This is a genomic window from Pseudomonas sp. GNP013 (genome assembly GCF_054343995.1).
In genome coordinates, this window is sequence record NZ_JBTGUT010000001.1 from 5,231,121 (window position 1) to 5,253,722 (window position 22,602).

A 22,602-nucleotide genomic window follows, 5' to 3' on the forward strand; every position below is an offset into this window, starting at 1 on the left:
GCCGATTACCCCACTTTTACCATCTGCGGTTGCGAGCTGCGCTCGGGAGGCAGGTGATCGAGGTCGCGGCTGACCAGCAGCAGGACTTCTGCCGATGCGTCCGATACCTGGGCCTTGTAGCCGGCAATCGAACGGGCGAAGACGTTGTAGATCACCACCGCAGGGATTGCCGCAACCAGGCCCAGGGCCGTGGCCAGCAGGGCTTCGGCGATGCCGGGGGCAACGACGGCGAGGTTGGTGGTCTGGGTTTTGGCGATGCCGATGAAGCTGTTCATGATGCCCCACACGGTGCCGAACAGGCCGACGAAGGGCGCGGTGGAACCGATGGTCGCCAGCACGCCGGTGCCGCTGCTCATGTTGCGGCCGCAGGCGGCTACCAGGCGCTCGAGGCGGAAGGCCACGCGTTCCTTGATGCCTTCTTTTTCGCGGGCGTTGGCTGACAGGCGCATTTCTTCGAGCGCGTCGTGCACCAGCGTGTTGGCCAGGGTGCCCTTTTTGGTCGCCGTTTCACTGGCTTCCTTGAGGGTGGTGGCTTTTTTCAGGTGGACGATTTCAGTGCGCAGACGACGTTTGGCACCCAGCAGCTCGAAGCCTTTGGCGATCCAGATGGTCCAGGTAATGATGGAGGCGATGGCCAGGCCGATCATCACGGCCTTCACCACTACGTCGGCGTTCTGGTACATGCCCCATGGGGACAGGTCGTGGGCCATGCCCAGGGTGTTGTCTTCTTCCAGTACGACGCCGGTGCCATCGGCGGGGGCTGGCGCAGCAGGGTCGGTTGCTGCCGGCGCGGGTGCGGCCGGGTTCGCGGCATTTTGCTCGGCAGCGGCGGGCGCTGCGGGAGCGCTGGCATCAGCGAATGCGGCGGTCGGTGCCAGCATTACGCTGAACAGCAACGCAGCAATCGCGCGCCAGGCGCGGGATGGGCTGTGCAGCTTGGTTGGCGAAGCGGGGGTTGTAATACGTGTCATGCTGGCCGGACCTGATGAGAAGAAAAAATGGAGTGATCGTCCTTCCAGACCCGTCGCGGGCCGAGGACAAATGGGCGGTCATTATTGCAAGTAATTCTTGTTAACTAAAGTGCCAGTGTTACTTTATTTCTATTTTTACTGGCCGCTGAACCCCGAGCGCAGCTAACCTGCGCCTTTGAGAATGGAGTTTTGTGATGTCTGCGCCTTCTGTTGTGATTGCCGGTTGCGGCGATGTGGGTAGTCGGCTGGCTAGCCAATTGCTGGCCTCGGGATGGGAGGTTCATGGCCTGCGGCGCGATATTTCGCGCCTGCCCGAGGGCGTCATTGGCATCGCCGGCGATCTGTTCAAAAAGGATTGTCCGGACACCTGGCCGATTGGCGGGGTGGATTACCTGGTGTACTGCGCCGCCGCGACCGACCACGACGAGGCCGGCTATCGTGCGGCTTACGTGCACGGTTTGCAGCATGTGCTGGAGTGGCTGGATGACTATGGCCAGCAGCCCAGGCATCTGCTGTTTGTCTCCAGCAGCAGCGTTTACGGTCAGCAGCATGGTGAGTGGGTCGACGAAACGTCCGACACCCAGGCGCAGGGCTATTCCGGTCAGGTGATGCTGGAAGCCGAGCAGGTGGCACTCAACAGCGCCATCCCGGCGAGCGTCGTGCGCTTGACCGGCATTTATGGCCCGGGCCGTGAGTGGCTGCTGACTCAGGTGCGCAAAGGTTATCGCGTGGCGACCGATCCACCTTTATATGGCAACCGCATCCACGCGGACGACGCGGCCGGTTTGCTGGCGTTTTTATTGCGCCATGTGGAGCAGGGCGGTTCGCTGGACAAGGTCTATATCGGCGTGGACAACGAGCCTGCGCCGCTGGCCGATGTGGTGGGCTGGTTGCGTGAGTATCTGGGAGTGACCGAGTGGTCCGAGGACGCCAGTGTGCGGCGCGCGGGCAGCAAGCGGTGCAGCAATAAGCGGGTCAAGGCGTTGGGATGGGAGCCGACCTACCCGACTTATCGTGAAGGTTATGCCGCGATCCTCAAAGGCTGAAAAACACGGTCAAAAAATGTGGGAGGGGGCTTGCTTCCGATGGCAGTGTGTCAGTCAAACCATCTGTGACTGATACACCGCTATCGGGAGCAAGCCCCCTCCCACATGTTGATCCGAGCTTGGGTGCTTGTTACTTTTCAAGCAACCATTGACGAGGGCCAGGGGTAAACGACGGCACTTCGTCCGCCTGTGCAGTATTCACCGCCTGAAAAATCTCCAGCTGCTTGCCCTTGCGCGCAAAAATCCACGGGTTGCCCTGGCCGTTCAGTTGTAGCCAGATGCTGTCGTAGCCGCCGCTCATCGAGGCGCAGTCGCCTGCCAGGCACAGCGAGTAGCGATCTACGCCGGGCAAGCCGGCGACCTTGCCGTCCGCCTGGAACTGCACCGTGGCGCCGTCGCCGAAGCCGTCGGTGATTTTCCAGTCGCCGCCCATATAGGCCCCGTACAGGGCGCGTTCGAAGTTGGCGCCCAGTGGCGCGCCTTCCGGCGCAGGGTCCTTGGCGCGGGCAAACAGCTGCTCGGGCTCGTTGTCATTGGCCACTTGCAGCAGTTGCCGGCCTTTGCGCTTGAGTTCGGTGGCGGAGCTGCCGTAGAAGTCCACGCTCCAGGCGCCGGATTTCTCGCCGGTCAGCTTGCCTTCGGCCACTTCAAAGCCGTTGTAATAACGCGCCTGCGCGGCCTTGGTGTTGACCTCCCATTCGAGGTTCGGGCCAAAGCGTTGCAATGCTTCACGCAAAGGACCGCCCTTGGCTGCCGCGTCGATGGCGACCTGATTGATCCAGGTGCCGCTTACATCCCGGTCGGCAGGGTTGCTGGCACAGCCGCCGAGCAACAGGGCGAGCAACGAAGAGGCTACAAGCGCTTTGCGCATCATGAAATCCTTCTGAAACAAAGTCGGCGCGGCCTCTTGAGAAGGCTGCGCCGGGTGTTTTATTCGATGACCAGGATCGCGTCCATTTCGACCTGCGCGCCCTTTGGCAGAGCAGCAACGCCGATGGCCGCGCGTGCCGGGTAGGGCTGTTCGAAATATTTGCCCATGATCTCGTTGACCTTGGCGAAGTGGCTCAGGTCGGTAAGGAAGATGTTCAGTTTGACGATGTCCTTGAACGAACCGCCTGCAGCTTCGGCCACGGACTTGAGGTTTTCGAACACCTGTACGGTCTGTGCTTCGAAGCCTTCAACCAGTTCCATGGTCTTTGGGTCCAGCGGGATCTGACCCGACATGTAGACGGTATTGCCCGCCTTGATCGCCTGGGAGTAGGTACCGATGGCGGCCGGGGCTTTGTCGCTGGTGATTACGGTCTTGGTCATGTGTGACTCCTTGTTAGAGGTGGGTTAGGCACGCATACGGGTGATGCGGATAACCCCGATCAAAGCGCGCAGCTTTTTGATCACGCGGGCCAGGTGCACGCGGTCGTGCACGCTGACCACCAGCTGGACCACGCTGATGCGACCATCGCGCTCGTCCATGCTGATTTTTTCGATATTGCCGTCGGCCGCGTTGACGCTGCTGGCCAGCAGGGCGATCAGGCCACGCTGGTGTTCCAGCTCCACGCGCAGCTCGACGTTGAATTCGCCGGTGACATCCTTGGCCCACGAGAGCTGGATGCATTTTTCCGGGTTGTGGCGGATTTCGGTGATGTTGCGGCAGTTGTCCAGGTGCACCACCATGCCCTTGCCTGCCGACAGATGCCCGACAATCGGGTCGCCGGGGATCGGTGTGCAGCACTTGGCATAGCTGAGCACCAGGCCCTCGGTGCCGCGAATCGCCAGCGGGCCTTCCGGACTCGGCAGTTGTTCGCCTTCGCCGAGCAGGCGACGCGCCACCACATAGGCCATGCGATTGCCCAGGCCGATGTCTTCCAGCAGGTCTTCGATGGTTTCCTGGCGATACTCGTGGAGCATCGCTTTCACACGCTCCTGCGCGATCTTGTCCAGAGCACTGTCGAAACCGTTTAGCACCTTGTTCAGCAAGCGTTCGCCCAGGCTGATCGATTCGGAACGGCGCTGCAGTTTCAGCGCATGGCGGATGTGCGTGCGTGCCTTGCCGGTGACCACGAAATTGAGCCAGGCGGGGTTCGGGCGGGCGCCCGGTGCGCTGACGATCTCCACCGTGGAGCCACTTTGCAGCGGCTCGGACAGCGGCGCGAGACGGCGATTGATCCGACAGGCAATGCAACTGTTGCCGACGTCGGTGTGCACCGCGTAGGCAAAATCGACCGCCGTGGAGCCTTTGGGCAGCTCCATGATGCGGCCTTTGGGCGTGAACACGTAGACCTCGTCCGGGAACAGGTCGATCTTCACGCTTTCGATGAATTCCAGGGAGTTGCCGGCCCGTTGCTGCATTTCGAGCACGCCCTTGACCCACTGGCGGGCGCGGGCATGGGTGCCTTTGGGCTGCTCGTCGCCGCTGGATTTGTACAGCCAGTGGGCGGCGATGCCGTTATTGGCCATTTCTTCCATTTCGCGGGTGCGGATCTGGATCTCGATCGGCACGCCATGCATACCGAACAACGTGGTATGCAGCGATTGGTAGCCGTTGGCCTTGGGAATTGCGATGTAGTCCTTGAAGCGGCCCGGCAGGGGTTTGTACAAATTATGTACAGCGCCGAGCACGCGGTAGCAGGTGTCGACCTTGTCAACGATGATGCGGAACGCGTACACGTCCATGATCTCGTTGAAGGCCCGACGCTTGCCGCGCATCTTCTTGTAGATGCCGTAGATGTGCTTTTGCCGCCCGCTGACCTCGCCCTCAATTTCGTCGATTGCCAGGCAATGGCTGAGGGACTCTTCGATCTTGTTGACGATTTCCTTGCGGTTGCCCCGGGCGCGCTTGACCGCCTGGTAGATGCGTGCCGAACGCATCGGGTGCATGGCCTTGAAGCCGAGGTCTTCGAATTCGATACGAATGGCGTGCATGCCCAGCCGGTTGGCGATGGGCGCGTAGATTTCCAGGGTTTCCTTGGCGATGCGCCGGCGTTTTTCGCCGGACAGCACTTCCAGCGTGCGCATGTTGTGCAGCCGGTCTGCCAGCTTCACCAGGATGACCCGAATGTCGCGGGCCATGGCCATGGCCATTTTCTGGAAGTTCTCCGCCTGGGCTTCGGCCTTGGTCTCGAAGTTCATCTGGGTCAGTTTGCTGACCCCGTCGACCAGTTCGGCCACGGTTTCGCCAAATTGCGCATTGAGCGCTTCCTTGGCAATGCCGGTGTCTTCGATCACGTCATGCAGCATCGCGGCCATCAGGCTCTGATGGTCCATGTGCATGTCGGCAAGAATATTGGCCACCGCAAGAGGATGGGTGACATACGCCTCGCCACTGCGGCGGCGTTGGCCGTCGTGGGCTTGTTCGGCGTAGAAATACGCCCGGCGGACCAGGTTGACCTGGTCTGGACCGAGGTAGGCCGATAAGCGATCGGCGAGGGCGTCTATGCTCGGCAAAGTGTGAACTCCTGCCGAAGGCTGTGACCCCGCGCCGTGCTACGTCGACCAGGCATAGGCTTAGACGGCCTCGTTGGACTCGTCCTCGAACGCTGCGAACAGCGGTTCGTCTTCAACGATTTCGGCGTTGGCGATGAACTCGTAGCTCATCAGGCCTTCGGCGATTTCGCGCAGGGCTACAACGGTGGGCTTGTCGTTTTCCCACTGGACCAGAGGCTCTTTGCCGCCAGTGGCCAGTTGACGGGCACGCTTGGTAGAGAGCATGACCAGCTCAAAACGGTTATCCACGTGTTCTAGGCAGTCTTCAACGGTTACGCGGGCCATGGTATTCCTCGGAGCGAATGCAAGATGCGCGCTGCCCGGCTGGGCGAGCGGACTGAGCAGTTTAAAAAAACACCAGCGTTTAGGGAAGCGCTGATTTTCGCGACACCTTCGCAAAACCGCTGCAAGTGCCAATGTAAGGCCCTTGCGGCGGTTTTGGGAAGCGTCAATCAGCCGAGCAGTTCGGCCAGTAACTTGCCGAAACGTTGCTGCTGGCGCTTTTGCTGGAGCTGATTGGCACGGAAAATCGCCTTCAAGTCGTCCAGCGCGTGGGCAAAATCGTCATTGATGATCAGGTAGTCGTAGTCGACGTAGTGGCTCATTTCGCTGACGGCTTCGCGCATGCGGCCTTCGATGATCGCGTCGCTGTCCTGGCCACGGTTGGTCAGGCGCTGGTGCAAGGCTTCGAGCGAGGGCGGCAGAATGAAGATCGAACGTGCCTTGGGCATCAATTGGCGTACTTGCTCGGCGCCCTGCCAGTCGATTTCCAGGATCAGGTCATGGCCTTCGTCCAGGGTCTGCTGCAGGTGACTTTGCGAGGTGCCGTAGAGGTTGCCGAACACTTCGGCGCGCTCCAGAAAGTCGCCGTGTTCGATCATCCTGACGAACTCGGTACGCTCGACGAAGTGATAGTGCACGCCGTTCACTTCGCCCGGGCGCATGGCGCGGGTGGTGTGCGAGACCGAAATGCGGATCTGCTGGTCAGCGTCGGTCAAGGCTTTGACCAGGCTGCTCTTGCCCGCGCCCGAAGGCGCGGAAATGATGTAAAGGGTGCCGGTGCTGTGGGTCATGAAGGTTGCCTTACTCAATATTCTGTACTTGTTCGCGCATCTGCTCGATCAACACTTTGAGGTTGACCGCGGCGGTGGTGCTGCGCGGGTCAAACGCCTTGGAGCCGAGTGTATTGGCTTCGCGGTTGAGTTCCTGCATCAGGAAGTCCAGGCGCCGACCGGCGGCGCCGCCGGACTTGAGCACGCGGCGCACTTCGAGGATGTGGGTGCTGAGACGGTCGAGTTCTTCGGCGACGTCGCTTTTCTGCGCCAGCAGCACCATTTCCTGCTCCAGGCGCACGGGGTCGAGGTCGGCCTTCATGTCGGTGAAGCGGTCGAGCACCTTCTGGCGCTGGGTGGCGAGCATCTGCGGCACCAACTCGCGCAGGATGATCACGTCGGCTTCGATGGAGGTCAGGCGCTCGCTGATCAACCGCGCCAGCTCGGCGCCTTCGCGTTCGCGGCCGGCCTTGAGCTCCTTCAAGCCCTGGGTGAACAGCGCGAGGGCTTGGGCGTTGAGGGCCTGCGGGTCGCTGGCGTCGGCCACCAGCACGCCGGGCCAGGCCAATACTTCAAGCGGGTTCAATGCCGCCGGCTGCTTGATCAGGCCGGCGATGGTTTCGGCGGCGGCGACCAGTTGCGCGGCGCGCTCGCGGTCCACTTGCAGCGGCTTGCCGGTGGTTTCTTCGGTAAAACGCAGGGTGCATTCCAGCTTGCCCCGGGAGATGCCCTGGCGCAGGGCTTCACGCACGGCGCCTTCGAGGTCGCGGAACGATTCCGGCAGACGCAGGTGCGGCTCCAGGTAGCGGCTGTTGACCGAGCGCAGCTCCCAGCTCAGGGTGCCCTGGGCGCCGGCTTGTTCGACGCGGGCGAAGGCGGTCATGCTGTGCACCATGGAGGTACCTCGCGTTGCAGCCCGCACACACGGGCTGATGGTTAAGAAGGCGCAGGATTGTAGCGCAGTGGGGCGGATGCGCCCAAACCCGAGCATTCGTAACCGGATTTTAAGAAGTGCCCCGAATCGGTTCGCGGCTCTATAATGCTCGGCAGTTTTTCGTCCTCAGTACAGGAATTCCCTATGAAACGTCCAAGTGGTCGCGCTGCCGATCAGCTCCGCTCGATCCGCATCACCCGCAACTACACCAAACACGCCGAGGGATCCGTACTGGTCGAGTTTGGCGATACCAAGGTGATCTGCACCGTCAGCGTCGAGAACGGCGTGCCGCGTTTCCTCAAGGGCCAGGGCCAGGGCTGGTTGACCGCCGAGTACGGCATGCTGCCGCGCGCTACCGGCGAGCGTAACCAGCGTGAAGCCAGCCGTGGCAAGCAGGGCGGCCGTACCCTGGAAATCCAGCGCCTGATCGGCCGCTCCCTGCGCGCGGCTCTGGACATGTCCAAGCTGGGCGATGTGACCCTGTACGTCGACTGCGACGTGATCCAGGCCGACGGCGGTACGCGCACCGCGTCCATCACCGGCGCCATGGTGGCCCTGGTGGATGCGCTCAAAGTCATCAAGAAGCGCGGTGGCCTCAAGGGCGGTGACCCGCTCAAGCAGATGATCGCCGCCGTGTCGGTGGGCATGTACCAGGGCGAGCCTGTGCTGGACCTGGACTACCTGGAAGACTCGGCCGCCGAGACCGACCTCAACGTGGTGATGACCAGTACCGGTGGCTTTATCGAAGTACAGGGCACCGCTGAAGGCGCGCCATTCCAGCCGGCCGAACTGAATGCCATGCTGGCCCTGGCCCAGAAAGGCATGACCGAGATTTTCGCACTGCAGAACGCCGCCCTGGCTGACTGAAATCCGCCTCAAGGAGAAGCGCCATGAATGACCAGCAACTACCGGTGCCCACGCCTTCGTACGAAGTGCGCCAAGCAGCAATGTTGTGCCATCTCGCGGCGTTTCTGGGGTTCGTTTTCCCCTTCGGCAGCGTCGTGGGGCCGCTGATCCTGTGGCAGATGAAGAAGGAAGTGGACCCGTTCATTGATGATCAGGGCAAGGAAGCCTTGAATTTCCAGATCACCGTGGCCATCGCCTGGATCGTCTGCATCGTGCTGGCGTTTGCAGTCATCGGGTTTTTCCTGATGACCGCCCTGGCCATCGCCAGCGTGGTGCTGACGATCATCGGTTCGATCAAGGCCAACAAGGGCATCGCTTATCGCTATCCCTTGACCTGGCGACTGGTCAAATAATGAGCGCCCACAAAAAAACCGACAGCGATGTCGGTTTTTTTGTGCCTGGAAAAGACCTCAGATGGTCAGGGTCCAGTCGTAGTCCACGATCAGCGGCGCGTGCTGCGAGAAGCGCGGCTGACGGGGCAGGCGTGCGCTGCGAACGAACCGGCGCAGCCCCGGGGTCAGCAACTGGTAGTCGAAACGCCAGCCCAGGTTGAGCATCTCGGCCTGTTCGTTATCCGGCCACCAGCTGTACTGGTCGCCTTCACGGCTGACTTCGCGCAGGGCATCCACATAGCCCATGTTGCCGACAATCTCGTCCATCCAGGCCCGTTCCGGCGCCAGGAAACCCGGGGATTGCTGGCTGTCGCGCCAGTTCTTGATATCCAGCTTCTGTTGCGCCACGTACAGCGAGCCACAGTAAATGTACTCGCGACGTTTGCGTCGCTGTTTATCCAGATAACGGGCGAAATCGTCCATTAGCTTGAACTTCTGGTTCAAGTCTTCATCGCCGTTCTGCCCCGAAGGGAGCAGCAAGGTCGCGATGCTGACCTTGTCGAAATCGGCTTGCAGGTAGCGCCCGTAGCGGTCGGCTGTCTCAAAGCCCAGGCCGCTGATGACCGCCTTGGGTTGCAACCGCGAGTACAAAGCCACGCCACCTTGGGTGGGCACTTCGGCATCGCAGGCATAAAGGAAGTAGCCATCCAGTTGGAAGGCTGGGTCGTCCAGTTCAAAGGCGGAGGCGCGGGTGTCCTGCAGGCAGATGACGTCGGCATTCTGTGCTTGCAGCCAACTGAGCAAACCACGCTCGACTGCAGCCTGAATACCATTGACGTTCACACTGATGATCCGCATAAATGGCCCCAAAAATCGCGTGCGTGTATGATACACGCCGTCTACCTAATTAGCTAAATCCGTGGTATCTGAGGCTTTTTTCATGCAGGCGTATCAACGCGATTTCATTCGTTTTGCCATCGATCGCGGCGTTTTGCGCTTCGGTGAGTTCACCCTGAAGTCCGGGCGCACCAGCCCCTACTTCTTCAATGCAGGCTTGTTCAACTCGGGTTCGGCCCTGGCTCAGTTGGGTCGTTTCTATGCGGCGGCCATCGTTGAAAGCGGGATTTCCTTTGACGTGCTGTTCGGCCCGGCCTACAAGGGCATCCCCCTGGCCGCCGCGACCGCTGTGGCCCTCGCCGAACACCACGGACAGGATCTGCCTTGGTGTTTCAACCGCAAGGAAGCCAAAGCCCACGGTGAAGGTGGCAGCCTGGTGGGCGCACCGCTGACCGGCGACGTGCTGATCATCGACGACGTGATCACCGCCGGCACCGCAATCCGCGAAGTGATGCAGATCATCGCTTCCCAGGACGGCGCCAAAGCCGCCGGCGTGCTCATCGCGCTGAACCGCCAGGAGCGCGGCAACGGCGAGTTGTCGGCCATCCAGGAAGTGGAGCGCGATTTCGGTATTCCGGTGGTGAGCATCGTGTCGCTGAACCAGGTGTTGCAGTTCCTGGAAGATGATCCGCAGCTCAAGCAGCATTTGCCGGCGGTGCGTGCATACCGCGAGCAATTCGGCGTCTGACACCGATAGCTCTGTATCAGAAAGACAATGTGGGAGGGGGCTTGCTCCCGATGGCGGTGTATCAGTCAACATCTTCGGTGACTGACCCATCGCCATCGGGAGCAAGCCCCCTCCCACATTTTGATTACGGCGTTGTTCAGGGACGCTTGCGATTACTGATCAGGGTGCCCACACCGGTATCGGTGAAGATTTCCAGCAGGATCGCATTCGGCACGCGGCCATCCAGGATCAGCGAGCTGCCAACGCCGCCCTGCACGGCTTCCAGCGCACAACGAATCTTCGGCAGCATGCCGCCGTAGATGGTGCCGTCGGCGATCAGATCGTCTACCTGTTGCGTGGTCAGACCGGTCAGCACCTTGCCTTCCTTATCCATCAAGCCGGCGATGTTGGTCAGCAGCATCAGCTTTTCAGCCTTCAACGCTTCAGCCACCTTGCCCGCCACCAGGTCGGCGTTGATGTTGTAGGACTCACCGTTTGCGCCCACGCCGATGGGCGCGATCACCGGGATAAAATCGCCCTTGACCAGCAGGTTCAGCAAATCGGTGTTGATGCCGATCACTTCGCCCACCTGGCCGATGTCGATGATTTCCGGCTGAGTCATCTCCGGCGTCTGCCGGGTCACGGTCATTTTTTTTGCCCGGATCAGCTCCGCGTCTTTACCGGTCAGGCCGATGGCGCTGCCGCCGTGGCGGTTGATCAGGTTGACGATGTCCTTGTTGACCTGGCCGCCAAGGACCATCTCCACCACGTCCATGGTCTGCGCGTCAGTGACGCGCATGCCATCAATGAAATGACTCTCGATCGACAAGCGCTTGAGCAGGTCGCCGATCTGCGGGCCGCCGCCGTGTACCACCACCGGGTTGATGCCCACGGCCTTCATCATCACGATGTCGCGGGCAAAGCCGGTTTTCAGCTCCTCGCTTTCCATGGCATTGCCGCCGTATTTGATCACCAGCGTCTTGCCGACGTAGCGTCGAATGTAGGGCAACGCTTCGGACAGGACCTTGGCGGTATTGGCAGCGGCTTCGCGTTCGAGGGTCATTCAGGGCTCCGGGCAAAAAATCAGAACGGTAATTGGAGATCAGGGGCAACACGTTTCAACTGGGCGTGGAACACGTCCTTGATGCGCTGCAACTCAGCCTCGGTATCCGCCTCGAAACGCAGGACCAGCACCGGCGTGGTGTTGGACGCGCGAACCAGGCCCCAGCCTTTGGCGTAATCGACTCGCACACCATCAATGGTGGTCAGGTTGGCACCTTCGCCCCATTGTGCATCGTGCAATGTGTCAATGATGCTGAATTTGCTCTCCTCGGTCACATGGATATTGATCTCTGGCGTGGAAATATCATTCGGGAAGGTCTGAAACAGCTCTTCGCAGGTGGATTTTTCCTTGCTGAGGATCTCCAGCAGACGCGCAGCGCTGTAGATGCCGTCGTCGAACCCGAACCAGCGCTCCTTGAAGAACACATGGCCACTCATTTCGCCGGCGAGCAGAGCGCCGGTTTCCTTCATTTTCTTTTTGATCAACGAATGACCGGTCTTCCACATTAGCGGACGACCGCCGTACTCCTTGATCAACGGCGTCAGGCGGCGGGTGCATTTGACGTCGAAGATGATCTCGGCGCCAGGGTTGCGCGCCACCACGTCGCGGGCGAACAGCATCAGCAGGCGGTCTGGAAACACGATCTCGCCGGTTTCAGTCACCACACCGACACGGTCGCCGTCACCGTCAAAGGCCAGGCCCACATCGGCGCCGACTTCCTTGACCTTGGCGATCAGGTCCACCAGGTTTTCAGGCTTGCCCGGGTCCGGGTGATGGTTGGGGAAGTGGCCATCGACGTCGCAGAACAGCGGGATCACTTCGCAGTTCAGCGCTTCGAGCAGTTGCGGGGCGATTACGCCGGCCGCGCCGTTGCCGCAGTCCACCACCACCTTGAGGCGGCGTGCGAGTTTGACGTCACGGGTGATTTCATCGGAGTAGCGCTGCAGGATGTCGACCCGGGTGATGCTGCCCTGGCCGCTGGTCAGGTCATTGGTCTTCAGGCGCGTGTGCAGGGCCTGGATCTGTTCGTTGGCCAGGGTGTCGCCGGCAATGACAATCTTGAAGCCGTTGTAGTCGGACGGGTTGTGGCTGCCGGTCAGCATCACGCCGGATTTGCCGGCCAGTACGTTGGCCGCGTAGTACAGCGCTGGTGTGGGCACCAGGCCGACGTCACTCACATGACAGCCGCTGTCGGCCAGGCCCTGGATCAGCTGCTCCACCAGCTCCGGGCCGGACAAGCGTCCATCGCGGCCTACCGACACGTTCGGCTCGCCCTGGGCCAGGCTCTGGGCGCCGATGGCGCGGCCGATCCAATAGGCGGTTTCGGCGGTCAGGGTCTTGGGCACAACGCCACGAATGTCGTAGGCGCGGAAGATGCTGTCGGGAAAGGTCGGGGCGACGCGGGGTGCGGTACTCATCGCGGGGGGAATCTCCATTGGAAAGGGGCAAGGCTGGCCTTTAACTGACTGACCGGCAGGCTCAAACTGAAGGGTATGACGGCGTTTTCGGCGGGGAGTTCGTAGTGCAAAAAGGCCATCGGCGCGTCGGTGCCTGCCTTGTTAAAGCGTAATGCTTTGATTTTGCTGTGAAAATCTCGCTGATTAAAACCGCGCATTCTTCTTCCTGAAAAGCCATGCGGTGGCGTCTGGCCGGATAAACGCATCCGGCCAGGTTCAGCTTAGTCAGTGGCTGCCGGAATGCCCAAAACCACCTGCGCCGCGTTGTGTTTCGTCAAATTCCTCGACCAGTTCGAATTGCGCCTGCACCACCGGTACCAGCACCAGTTGGGCGATGCGCTCGCCTACGGCGATGTTGAACGCGGTCTGGCCGCGGTTCCAGCACGACACCATCAGTTCGCCCTGGTAGTCGGAGTCGATCAGGCCCACCAGGTTGCCCAGCACGATGCCGTGTTTGTGGCCAAGACCCGAGCGCGGCAGGATCAGCGCGGCCAGGCCTGGGTCGCCTACGTAGATCGACAGGCCGGTAGGAATCAGGATGGTCTGGCCAGGCTCGAGAACAGTGTCCTGCTTGAGCATGGCGCAGAGGTCCAGGCCGGCTGAACCGGGAGTGGCGTAGGCGGGCAGCGGGAAGTCGGTGCCGATGCGGGGATCGAGGATCTTGGCTTGCAAAGCGTGCATGGAGATTAAACCTGGTTCAGCCGTTGGGCGATAAAGGAGATCAGTTGGCGGGCAATTTTGCCCTTGCTGGTCTGGGCGAAAAGGGTGGCATGCAGCTCGCGGTCAATCACGCTGCAGGCGTTTTCCTCGCTGTTGAAGCCGATGCTGGGGTTGGCGACATCATTGGCAACGATCAGGTCGAGGTTTTTGTCTTTCAGTTTGCGAGCGGCGTAGTCGAGCAGGTGCTCGGTCTCGGCGGCGAAGCCGACGCTGAAAGGGCGGTCCGGGCGGGTGGCGATGGTGGCCAGGATGTCCGGGTTGCGCACCATTTGCAGGAGCAGGCCGTCACCGCTCGTAGGGTCTTTCTTGAGCTTTTGCGGGGCGATGACTTCCGGGCGGTAATCCGCAACCGCTGCCGAGGCGATAAACAGGTCGCACGGAATCGCGGCTTCACAGGCCGCCAGCATGTCCCGGGCGCTGACTACGTCGATTCGCGTGACGCGATCGGGGGTCGGCAAATGCACCGGACCGGTGATCAGGGTGACGCGTGCGCCTGCCTCGACCGCCGCTTCTGCCAGCGCAAAGCCCATTTTCCCTGAGCTATGGTTGGTGATGTAGCGCACCGGGTCGATGTTTTCCTGGGTCGGGCCGGCGGTGATCAGCACGTGTTTGCCGGTCAGGGCCAGGTGCTGGAAGCACTCGGCGGCGCACAGCGCCAGGTCGTTGGCTTCGAGCATGCGGCCCATGCCGACGTCGCCGCAGGCCTGGCTGCCGGACGCCGGGCCGAACACCTTCAGGCCACGGCTTTGCAGGAGTTGGGTGTTGGCCTGGGTGGCCGGGTCGCGCCACATGGCCTGGTTCATCGCCGGGGCGATGGCGACGGTGGCGTCGGTGGCCAGTACCAGGGTGGTCAGCAGGTCATCGGCAATGCCCTGGGCCAGGCGGGCGATCAGGTCAGCGGTGGCCGGGGCGATCAGCACCAGGTCGGCCCATTTGGCCAGTTCGATATGACCCATGGCGGCTTCGGCGGCCGGGTCCAGCAGGTCCAGGTGAACCGGGTGGCCGGACAGGGCCTGCATGGTCAGCGGCGTGATGAATTCGCTGCCGCCGCGGGTCATGACCACGCGCACTTCGGCGCCCTGGTCCAGGAGCCTGCGAACCAGCTCTGCGCTCTTGTAGGCGGCAATGCCGCCGCCGACGCCGAGAACGATGCGTTTCCGATACAGACGCTGCATTGGTTTGCCTTTCCAGTTCAGTGAAGCCAGTTCAGTGACGCCTGCGATGCCTGCTCCCCAGGTGAAATCGCAGGCAAAAAGAGGGCCTACGATAACACAGCGCCCGTCTGGCAACAGCGGCGCGCAGGGTGCATATGGAGAGGGACGTGACATGAGTATTCGCGATTGGCCAGCCGCTGAACGGCCGCGAGAGAGGCTTCTGGAATGGGGCGCGGCGAGCCTGTCCGACGCCGAATTGCTGGCAATCTTCCTGCGTACCGGGGTTTGCGGCCTGAGCGCGGTGGACCTGGCGCGCCATTTGTTGACGCGCTTTGGCGGCCTGCGCCCGCTGCTGGAGGCCAGTCAGACCCTGTTTAATCAGCAATTGGGCCTGGGCCCGGCAAAATACGCCCAATTGCAGGCGGTGCTGGAAATCGCCCGGCGCCACATGGCCGAGGGGCTGCGTCATTATTCGGTGCTGGAAAGCCCCGAAGCCGTGCGTGATTACCTCAAGGCGCTGCTGCGTCATGAGCCTCACGAGATTTTTGGCTGCCTGTTTCTCGATTCAAGGCACCGCGTGCTGGGTTTCGAGGCCTTGTCCCAAGGCACCATCGACAAGGCGCAGGTTTATCCCCGGCAGGTGGTCAAGCGTGCACTGGCCTACAACGCGGCGGCGTTGATCCTGTGCCACAACCATCCTTCGGGCAGTGTCGAGCCCAGCGCGGCTGATCGAAAATTGACCAGGACCTTGCAAGATGCCCTGGAAATGGTGGATGTGCGGGTGCTGGATCACATCATCGTGGGTGACGGTGATCCACTGTCGATGGCGGAGTACGGGTGGATGTAATGCCACCCGCTGCAGCGATTACGGTTTGACGTTGACCCTGGAGAAATCCTGCCGGCCAAACGGACTCACCTGGTACCCCTCGACATTCTTGCGCGTCAGGGCAAACGCTGTCGGATGTGCCAACGGCAACCACAGCGCCTGCTGCTGGATCTGCGCCTGGGCCTGCTGATACAGCTTGCTGCGCACCCCTTGCTCGCTGGTGGTCTTGCCGGCGCTGATGAGTTTGTCCAGCGCAGGGTCGCAATAGCGGGCGAAGTTGGTGCCGGATTTGACTGCCGCGCAGGAAAATTGCGGGGTCAGGAAGTTATCCGGGTCGCCATTGTCACCCGCCCAGCCCATGAACAGCAGGTCATGCTCACCGGCCTTGGCGCGGCGGATCAGTTCGCCCCATTCGATCACGCGGATTTCGGCCTGAATGCCGACCTTGGCCAGGTCCGCCTGCAACAGTTGTGCGCCCAGATTAGGGTTGGGGTTCAGCAGGCTACCGGTGGGGCGCGTCCAGATAGTGGTTTTGAACCCGTCCTTGAGCCCGGCACGCGCCAGCAGGGCCCTGGCCTTGGTGAGGTCCTGTGGATAACCCGGCAAATCCTTGGCGTAGCTCCAAGTGTTGGGCGGGAACGGACCGTTGGCTGCTTCGGCAGTGCCTTCAAACACCGCTTTAAGGTAGCTGTCCTTGTCGAAGGCCAAGTTGATGGCCTGGCGCACTTCCGGTTTGTCCAGCGGTGGATGCTGGCTGTTGATGGCAACGAAAGCGGTCATGAACGCTGCGGTTTTTTCCACCTTGAGCGCCGGGTCTTTCTCGGCTTCGCCCACATCCAGCGGCTTGGGCGACAGGGCGATCTGGCATTCGTCACGGTGCAGTTTCTGCAGGCGCACGTTGGCGTCCGGGGTAATGGCAAAGATCAGGTTGTCCACCGCCGGTTTACCGGCGAAGTATTCCGGGTTGGCCTTGTAACGCACCACGGCGTCCTTCTGGAAGCGCGTGAAGATGAATGGGCCGGTGCCGATGGGCTGGCTGTTGAGCTTCTCCGGGGTGCCGGCCTTGAGCAGTTTGTCGGCGTATTCGGCCGGGTAGATCGAGGCAAAGCCCATGCTCAGCGCCGCGAGGAAGGTCGAGTCGGCGTGATCCAGGGTAAAGCGCACCGTCAGCGGGTCGAGGGCATCGATCTTCTTGACCAGCGTGGGCAACTGCAGGGATTGCGCGTGGGGGAAGCCGCTCTGGGCGATCTTGTGCCATGGGTTGGCCGGATCGAGCATGCGTTCGAAGCTGAAGCGCACGTCTTCCGCCGTGAGGGTGCGGCTCGGCGTGAAATATGCGGTGCGATGGAATTTCACGTCAGGGTGCAGCTTGAAGGTGTAGGTCAGGCCGTCCGGCGAGACGTCCCAGCTGTCCGCCAGGCTCGGCACCAGCTTGCCGCTGGCTGCGTCATAGTCCACCAGGCGGTTCATCAGCACATCGGCCGAGGCATTGGTGGTGGTCAGCGAGTTGTACTGCACCACATCGAACCCTTCGGGACTGGCCTCGGTGCATACGCTCAGGTTGGTGGCAGCAGACGCCAGCGGGGCGATGAAGAAAGGGGCTAGCAGGAGCGGTAGGGCAGCGAGGCGCATAGTCGGTTTCCTTTGCAGATCGAAGGCCCATCTGCGAGTGCAGTCTGGAAAAGTCCTACCGTAGTGGTCTGATGAATAAATGACTAGCCCATTTTTGCCTGTGCTTTTGCCGCAAATGCTGTTTTGATGGCGCCTCAGATGGTTTCGCGCTGCCCTTTGCGGTGCGAGAGAGCGCTGGAAATCATTCTGTGCGACGAGCGGTCGGCTGTGACAGCGGCCCCTCCTGGCAACGGTTCAGGCGACAACGGCGCAGATTTACTCCGGTAAAAACATACGGGCTGTTGTTGCGCCAGGGTCTTTCTGGTATAAAGCAGCGCTCTTTTCTAGGGGCCCGGTTCCTTCACTGTAGGTGTAGCCGGTAAGACCCTTAAAGAAACGCGGCGCCTGGCGCCAAATGACTGAGAGATTAAGCGGCCAACCCATGCCGGGTTGGGCATGTGGTTTTAGAGGGCTGAGGCATGTCGAGAGTCTGTCAAGTTACCGGTAAGGGTCCGGTGACTGGGAATAACATTTCCCACGCAAATAACAAAACCCGTCGTCGTTTCCTGCCGAACCTGCAGCATCACCGCTTCTGGGTTGAAGAAGAGAAACGTTTTGTTCGCCTGCGTGTATCTGCCAAAGGCATGCGTATCATCGACAAGCGTGGCATCACTGTCGTGCTGGCCGAAATCCGCGCCGCCGGCAAGATCTAAGGAGCTCTATCATGCGTGAATTGATTCGAATGATCTCTAGCGCCGGTACTGGTCACTTCTACACTACCGACAAGAACAAGCGTACTACCCCGGACAAGCTCGAAAAGAAAATGTTCGACCCGCGCGTTCGCAAGCACGTGATCTACAAAGAAGGCAAAATCAAGTAATTGGTCTTCCTCCTTGTGAAAAAAGCCCGTCTCTCACGAGTCGGGCTTTTTTTTGCCTGGGATTTGGTGCTGCCTTGCACGCATGCGCCGTGTTGAAGGCTAGTAGCATTATGATATGATTTGGCTGAATGCCATGGCAGGCGAGCAACATCACGCGGATGCATCCCTCGCGTATCCAGTCGGCCTTTGGCATTCAAAACCAAAACAGGCCAGGTGACTCCGTCACTCACCCTCAATACCCCCTTGTTGCGTCCCCCCTCGACATTTATCGACATGGAAGAGTTATGTCCGACATCAACGAATTGAAAGACAAGATCAACACCAAAACCTTGAATGCGGTATTGCTGTGCATGGCGACCGCAGGTCTTTACGCGCTGTTGTGGCTGTCCCGAAACAATAAAATCATCAGCGACACCATCAAAATTCGCCTGGTCGACGACACCTACATCATTTGGCTGGCGGTGTGCCTGGGCCTGGGCGGGCTCCTTTCAAACAGCGCTACGCCGTCTACGGCCCTGCTGTCCTTTGTTCTGATGATCGCCTCCAGCGCCCTTTACATCGTCTGGGCATTCAAGGCCAAAAAAGCCCTGTCGGAATACGCTCTCAGCGAGTTCAAAATCGACCTGCGGATGAACGGTTTCTACACCTTCCTCTTCCATATCTTCTACATCAACTACTGCATCAACGACCTGCCCGAACAGCAGCGCAAGCAAAACATCCTGCGCGGCCAGGCCCAGCAAACTCAACAACCCCAGCAGGCCTGAAATCAAGACGGGCGCAGGCTGCGCCCGGGACTACTCCTTCAAGGACACTCAAATGAGCCGTGCAACAGCAAGATTCAGGACCGTATTGGTGTTCGCCGCGTACCTGTTTTGCGTCGGCAGTGCGAACGCTGCCAATGAAGAGCTTGCTCAAGTAGTGCGGGAAAGCATCCAGGAGCAGTGGGACAGCGACACCTCGCCCGGCGAAAACAGGATCAAAGAGCTGACGCTGATCAAGCGCGGGGAAAACAAGTACCGCGGGCTCGTTGAGTTCGAAGGCCCGGATGGCCCTGAAACACTGATCGTGAAGGTCATGATCGACGACGATAACCTGATCTGGGAAGTCGTGGACTAGCACTGACAGCCGCACACGTATTGCACCGCCGAATAAATCAGCCTGCCTTGCGCAGGCTTTTTTATGGAGGGTATCTGCGCGCTGCGTGGTAACCCGCGCCCCGCAGACTATGCCTTCTGTTCGAACACCACGTAGATCTTGCGGCACGCCTCCAGCACTTCCCAGGTGCCGCTGAAGCCGGCCGGTATGACGAAGCGGTCGCCGGCGCGCAGGGTTTTGGCGTTGCCGTCGCCATCGCGCAATACCGACACACCCTGCACAATCTCGCAGTACTCGTGCTCGGTGTAGTTGACCTTCCACTGCCCGACTTCACCTTCCCACACCCCGGCGTTCATCTGGCCGCACGGACTGTTGTAGTGGTTGTAGAGAGTCTGTTCGGGATCGCCTTTGAGGATTTTTTCGGCGGCAGGGCGATAGCGTTCGGGGGCGGTGCTGGCTTGGCTGAAGTCGACGATATCCTGGATGCTCATGTGCGTGTCCCGTCTGGCCTGCGGTAGGAGAGCCCAAAGTCTATGTTTATTAAAATGAACATCGCAAGGGCGTTTTTCGGCGTTATGTCAAATATATTGAAACATCACCAGCCGCTGGTTTAGGGTGGCAGCTGCCTTGAGCCGAACAGCAGGCTGGCCGGGCACGCATTCTTTAAGGCCGCCGGGCATAGCCCGGCCCTTGTATTCATAAGAGGAGGACACTCGCATGACCACCCTGACCCGTGCCGACTGGGAACAACGCGCCAAGGACCTGAAGATTGAAGGTCGCGCCTACATCAATGGCGAATACACCGATGCCGTTTCCGGTGACACCTTCGAATGCATCAGCCCGGTCGACGGCCGCCTGCTGGCCACTATCGCCAGCTGCGACGTCGCCGACGCCCAGCGCGCCGTCGAAAACGCCCGCGCTACCTTCAATTCCGGTGTCTGGTCGCGCCTGGCGCCGGCCAAGCGCAAAGCCACCATGATCCGCTTCGCCGCGCTGCTCAAGGCCAATGCCGAAGAGCTGGCGCTGCTTGAGACCCTGGACATGGGCAAGCCGATCAGCGACTCCCTGAACATCGACGTGCCCGGCGCCGCCAATGCGCTGAGCTGGAGTGGCGAGGCGATCGACAAGATCTACGATGAAGTCGCCGCCACCCCGCACGATCAATTGGGTCTGGTCACCCGCGAGCCGGTCGGCGTGGTTGGCGCTATTGTGCCGTGGAACTTTCCGCTGATGATGGCCTGCTGGAAACTCGGCCCTGCGCTGTCCACCGGTAACTCGGTGATCCTCAAGCCGTCCGAAAAATCCCCGCTGACCGCCATCCGCATCGCCGCCCTGGCCGTTGAAGCCGGTATTCCCAAAGGCGTGTTCAACGTGCTGCCGGGCTACGGCCACACCGTGGGGAATGCGCTGGCGCTGCACATGGACGTCGACACCCTGGTGTTCACCGGTTCGACCAAAATTGCCAAGCAACTGCTGATCCGCTCCGGCGAATCGAACATGAAGCGCGTGTGGCTGGAAGCCGGCGGCAAGAGCCCGAACATCGTGTTCGCCGATGCGCCGGACCTGCAGGCCGCCGCCAAATCCGCCGCCAGCGCCATCGCCTTCAACCAGGGCGAAGTCTGCACCGCCGGTTCGCGCCTGCTGGTCGAGCGTTCAATCAAGGACAGCTTCCTGCCCCTGGTGATCGAAGCCCTCAAAGGCTGGAAGCCAGGCAACCCGCTGGACCCGGCAACCACCGTCGGCGCGCTGGTGGACACCCAGCAGATGAACACTGTGCTGTCGTACATCGAAGCCGGCCATGCGGACGGCGCCAAGCTGGTCGTTGGCGGCAAGCGGATCCTTGAGGAAACCGGTGGCACCTATGTCGAGCCGACGATCTTCGATGGCGTGACCAATGCCATGAAAATCGCCCAGGAAGAGATCTTCGGCCCGGTGTTGTCGGTGATCACCTTCGACAGTGCTGAAGAGGCGGTCAGGATCGCCAACGACACCGTCTACGGCCTGGCCGCCGCGGTGTGGACCGCCGATATCTCCAAGGCTCACCTGACCGCCAAGGCGCTGCGTGCGGGCAGTGTGTGGGTCAACCAGTACGACGGCGGCGACATGACCGCGCCGTTTGGTGGTTTCAAGCAGTCGGGTAATGGTCGCGACAAGTCGCTGCATGCGTTCGACAAATACACCGAACTGAAGTCGACCTGGATCAAGCTCTAACCAGCACAGCAGTACAAATGTGGGAGGGGGCTTGCCCCGATAGCAGTGTGTCAGGCACCACAAGTGCTGGCTGATTCACCGCTATCGGGGGACAAGCCCCCTCCCGCACTGTTTTGTGTGTACTCAAGAATTATCCACTGGAGCATGGCAATGCGTTGGGCGACCTACTTCGCCGTGTTGGCCTCGGTACTCAGCGTCGGCCTGGCGTTGGGCGTGAGCATGCCGCTGGTGTCCCTGCGCCTTGAAGGCTGGGGCTACGGCAGTTTCGCCATTGGCGTGATGGCGGCGATGCCGGCGTTTGGCGTGCTGCTTGGCGCCAAGGTGTCCAGCCGGCTGGCGGCGTGGCTCGGCACCGCCAATCTGATGCGCCTGTGCCTGTGGGCAGGGGCCGTGTCCATCGGCCTGCTGGCGATTCTGCCCAGCTACCCGGTGTGGCTGGTGCTGAGGCTGATGATCGGGGTGATCCTGACCATCGTGTTTATCCTCGGCGAAAGCTGGATCAACCAACTGGTGGTGGAACAGTGGCGCGGCCGGCTGGTGGCGCTGTATGGCTGTAGTTATGCGCTGAGCCAATTGTCGGGGCCGCTGCTGTTGGGCGTGATCGGCACCGGGCATGACTATGGTTTCTGGGTGGGCGTGGGCCTGCTGCTGGTGGCGCCGCTGTTACTGCTGGGCCGCTCCGGCGCGCCGACGGCGGATGCTTTCAGCGTGACCTTCGGCGACTTGTGGCGCTTCTGCCTGAGCCTGCCTGCGATTGCCTGGGCGGTGGCGCTGTTCGCCGCGTTCGAGGCGATGATTCTGACGCTGCTGCCGGTGTATTGCCTGCAGCAAGGCTTCACCGCCGAGGTCGCGCTGGCGATGGTCAGCACGGTGGTGGTCGGCGATGCGCTGCTGCAATTGCCCATCGGCGCCCTGGCGGATTACCTGCCACGGCGCACCTTGTTCCTGAGTTGTGCGGTGCTGTTGCTGGCATCGAGCCTGGCGATTCCCTTGGTGATGCATACGCCGCTGATCTGGCCGGTGTGGGTGCTGTTCGGTGCGAGTGCGGGTGGGTTGTTTACGCTGTCGCTGATCCTGATCGGCGAACGGTATCGCGATGATGCGCTGGTGCGTGCCAACGCCCACGTGGCCCAGTTGTGGGGCATCGGTTGCCTGATCGGGCCGCTGGTGGCCGGTGCGGGCAGCCAGTGGATCAGTGGGCATGCGCTGCCGTTGCTGATGGCGGCAGGGGCGCTGGGGTTGGTCATACTTTTGCTGCGCCAAGGCGCATTCGGCACCGCCCAACCCGCCTGATCTGTAT

At 61.0% G+C, this 22,602-nt stretch carries 25 protein-coding genes and 1 pseudogene; 11 read left to right on the forward strand and 15 right to left on the reverse strand.

Features of this window, described 5'->3' with window-relative positions; all coding sequences use genetic code 11:
* Positions 1-5: 5 nt before the first annotated feature.
* Positions 6-971, reverse strand: coding sequence for a tonB-system energizer ExbB (gene exbB, locus ACXX81_RS23040; protein ID WP_231422305.1), 966 nt, complete (start codon positions 969-971; stop codon positions 6-8).
* Positions 972-1,165: 194 nt separating this feature from the next.
* Here exbB and ACXX81_RS23045 point away from each other — a divergent pair, with 194 nt between their 5' ends.
* The gene (locus tag ACXX81_RS23045) at positions 1,166-2,017 is read left to right on the forward strand and encodes an SDR family oxidoreductase (protein WP_209986471.1); all 852 of its coding nucleotides are present in this window, start codon (positions 1,166-1,168) and stop codon (positions 2,015-2,017) included.
* A gap of 130 nt (positions 2,018-2,147) precedes the next feature.
* Here ACXX81_RS23045 and ACXX81_RS23050 read toward each other — a convergent pair whose 3' ends face one another.
* From ACXX81_RS23050 to ACXX81_RS23075, 6 genes are all read right to left on the reverse strand, one after another.
* Positions 2,148-2,888 carry a hypothetical protein gene (locus ACXX81_RS23050; RefSeq protein ID WP_231422306.1) on the reverse strand — a complete coding sequence of 247 codons (741 nt, stop codon included), beginning with the start codon at positions 2,886-2,888 and terminating at the stop codon, positions 2,148-2,150.
* Between the two features lie 59 nt (positions 2,889-2,947).
* Positions 2,948-3,328, reverse strand: a complete 381-nt coding sequence (ridA, locus tag ACXX81_RS23055; protein WP_003176922.1) for a deaminase RidA — start codon at positions 3,326-3,328, stop codon at positions 2,948-2,950.
* A 24-nt stretch (positions 3,329-3,352) separates the two neighbouring features.
* Positions 3,353-5,458 (reverse strand): bifunctional GTP diphosphokinase/guanosine-3',5'-bis pyrophosphate 3'-pyrophosphohydrolase, encoded by a 2,106-nt coding sequence (gene spoT, locus ACXX81_RS23060; RefSeq protein ID WP_231422307.1) that lies wholly within the window; start codon positions 5,456-5,458, stop codon positions 3,353-3,355.
* 60 nt (positions 5,459-5,518) lie between these two features.
* Positions 5,519-5,782, reverse strand: coding sequence for a DNA-directed RNA polymerase subunit omega (gene rpoZ, locus ACXX81_RS23065; protein ID WP_003176920.1), 264 nt, complete (start codon positions 5,780-5,782; stop codon positions 5,519-5,521).
* 167 nt (positions 5,783-5,949) lie between these two features.
* On the reverse strand, positions 5,950-6,570 hold the full coding sequence (gene gmk, locus ACXX81_RS23070; protein WP_209986464.1) for a guanylate kinase: 621 nt from the start codon (positions 6,568-6,570) through the stop codon (positions 5,950-5,952).
* A 10-nt stretch (positions 6,571-6,580) separates the two neighbouring features.
* Positions 6,581-7,444, reverse strand: coding sequence for a YicC/YloC family endoribonuclease (locus ACXX81_RS23075; protein WP_209986461.1), 864 nt, complete (start codon positions 7,442-7,444; stop codon positions 6,581-6,583).
* Positions 7,445-7,627: 183 nt separating this feature from the next.
* Here ACXX81_RS23075 and rph point away from each other — a divergent pair, with 183 nt between their 5' ends.
* Both rph and ACXX81_RS23085 read left to right on the forward strand, forming a co-directional pair.
* Complete coding sequence (gene rph, locus ACXX81_RS23080) at positions 7,628-8,350, forward strand: ribonuclease PH (RefSeq protein WP_003176917.1); 723 nt, start codon at positions 7,628-7,630, stop codon at positions 8,348-8,350.
* Between the two features lie 23 nt (positions 8,351-8,373).
* Positions 8,374-8,742 carry a DUF4870 domain-containing protein gene (locus ACXX81_RS23085; protein ID WP_209986459.1) on the forward strand — a complete coding sequence of 123 codons (369 nt, stop codon included), beginning with the start codon at positions 8,374-8,376 and terminating at the stop codon, positions 8,740-8,742.
* A 57-nt stretch (positions 8,743-8,799) separates the two neighbouring features.
* Here the strand turns inward: ACXX81_RS23085 and crc are convergent, their stop codons facing one another.
* Entirely contained in the window at positions 8,800-9,579 is a 780-nt protein-coding gene (gene crc, locus ACXX81_RS23090; protein ID WP_003195493.1) for a catabolite repression control protein Crc, read from the reverse strand.
* A gap of 82 nt (positions 9,580-9,661) precedes the next feature.
* Here crc and pyrE point away from each other — a divergent pair, with 82 nt between their 5' ends.
* Entirely contained in the window at positions 9,662-10,306 is a 645-nt protein-coding gene (gene pyrE / locus ACXX81_RS23095; protein WP_003195489.1) for an orotate phosphoribosyltransferase, read from the forward strand.
* A 136-nt stretch (positions 10,307-10,442) separates the two neighbouring features.
* Here pyrE and argB read toward each other — a convergent pair whose 3' ends face one another.
* The 5 genes and pseudogenes from argB to coaBC form a co-directional block, all read right to left on the reverse strand.
* Positions 10,443-11,348, reverse strand: coding sequence for an acetylglutamate kinase (gene argB, locus ACXX81_RS23100; RefSeq protein ID WP_209986455.1), 906 nt, complete (start codon positions 11,346-11,348; stop codon positions 10,443-10,445).
* A 20-nt stretch (positions 11,349-11,368) separates the two neighbouring features.
* A pseudogene (locus ACXX81_RS23105) lies at positions 11,369-12,784 on the reverse strand (phosphomannomutase/phosphoglucomutase); the annotation flags it as partial.
* Positions 12,763-12,963, reverse strand: coding sequence for a hypothetical protein (locus tag ACXX81_RS23110; RefSeq protein ID WP_209986449.1), 201 nt, complete (start codon positions 12,961-12,963; stop codon positions 12,763-12,765). The pseudogene ACXX81_RS23105 and the gene ACXX81_RS23110, both read right to left, overlap by 22 nt.
* A 67-nt stretch (positions 12,964-13,030) precedes the next feature.
* Positions 13,031-13,486 carry a dUTP diphosphatase gene (gene dut / locus ACXX81_RS23115; RefSeq protein ID WP_458572456.1) on the reverse strand — a complete coding sequence of 152 codons (456 nt, stop codon included), beginning with the start codon at positions 13,484-13,486 and terminating at the stop codon, positions 13,031-13,033.
* 5 nt (positions 13,487-13,491) lie between these two features.
* Positions 13,492-14,700: a bifunctional phosphopantothenoylcysteine decarboxylase/phosphopantothenate--cysteine ligase CoaBC gene (coaBC, locus tag ACXX81_RS23120; protein ID WP_057006359.1), complete on the reverse strand. Its 1,209-nt coding sequence runs from the start codon at positions 14,698-14,700 to the stop codon at positions 13,492-13,494.
* Positions 14,701-14,851: 151 nt separating this feature from the next.
* Between coaBC and radC the strand changes: the two genes are divergently transcribed.
* A complete protein-coding gene (radC, locus tag ACXX81_RS23125) occupies positions 14,852-15,526 on the forward strand; it encodes a RadC family protein (RefSeq protein ID WP_209986444.1) in 675 nt (224 codons plus the stop codon).
* Positions 15,527-15,544: 18 nt separating this feature from the next.
* Here the strand turns inward: radC and ACXX81_RS23130 are convergent, their stop codons facing one another.
* On the reverse strand, positions 15,545-17,137 hold the full coding sequence (locus ACXX81_RS23130) for an ABC transporter substrate-binding protein (protein ID WP_322212179.1): 1,593 nt from the start codon (positions 17,135-17,137) through the stop codon (positions 15,545-15,547).
* A 458-nt stretch (positions 17,138-17,595) separates the two neighbouring features.
* Between ACXX81_RS23130 and rpmB the strand changes: the two genes are divergently transcribed.
* The 4 genes from rpmB to ACXX81_RS23150 all read left to right on the forward strand — a co-directional run bounded on the left by rpmB (position 17,596) and on the right by ACXX81_RS23150 (position 19,112).
* Positions 17,596-17,829, forward strand: coding sequence for a 50S ribosomal protein L28 (gene rpmB / locus ACXX81_RS23135; RefSeq protein ID WP_003176907.1), 234 nt, complete (start codon positions 17,596-17,598; stop codon positions 17,827-17,829).
* Positions 17,830-17,840: 11 nt separating this feature from the next.
* Positions 17,841-17,996, forward strand: coding sequence for a 50S ribosomal protein L33 (rpmG, locus tag ACXX81_RS23140; RefSeq protein ID WP_003176906.1), 156 nt, complete (start codon positions 17,841-17,843; stop codon positions 17,994-17,996).
* A gap of 284 nt (positions 17,997-18,280) precedes the next feature.
* Positions 18,281-18,760: a hypothetical protein gene (locus tag ACXX81_RS23145; protein ID WP_458572457.1), complete on the forward strand. Its 480-nt coding sequence runs from the start codon at positions 18,281-18,283 to the stop codon at positions 18,758-18,760.
* Positions 18,761-18,812: 52 nt separating this feature from the next.
* Positions 18,813-19,112, forward strand: coding sequence for a hypothetical protein (locus ACXX81_RS23150; protein WP_458572458.1), 300 nt, complete (start codon positions 18,813-18,815; stop codon positions 19,110-19,112).
* Between the two features lie 107 nt (positions 19,113-19,219).
* Here ACXX81_RS23150 and ACXX81_RS23155 read toward each other — a convergent pair whose 3' ends face one another.
* Entirely contained in the window at positions 19,220-19,582 is a 363-nt protein-coding gene (locus ACXX81_RS23155) for a cupin domain-containing protein (RefSeq protein ID WP_458572459.1), read from the reverse strand.
* A 226-nt stretch (positions 19,583-19,808) separates the two neighbouring features.
* On the opposite strand from ACXX81_RS23155, the gene ACXX81_RS23160 reads away from it, so the two are divergent.
* Together ACXX81_RS23160 and ACXX81_RS23165 are read left to right on the forward strand one after the other, a co-directional pair.
* The gene (locus ACXX81_RS23160) at positions 19,809-21,302 is read left to right on the forward strand and encodes an aldehyde dehydrogenase (RefSeq protein WP_209986435.1); all 1,494 of its coding nucleotides are present in this window, start codon (positions 19,809-19,811) and stop codon (positions 21,300-21,302) included.
* A gap of 150 nt (positions 21,303-21,452) precedes the next feature.
* Positions 21,453-22,595 (forward strand): MFS transporter, encoded by a 1,143-nt coding sequence (locus ACXX81_RS23165; protein WP_209986432.1) that lies wholly within the window; start codon positions 21,453-21,455, stop codon positions 22,593-22,595.
* The last annotated feature ends 7 nt before the right edge of the window (positions 22,596-22,602 follow it).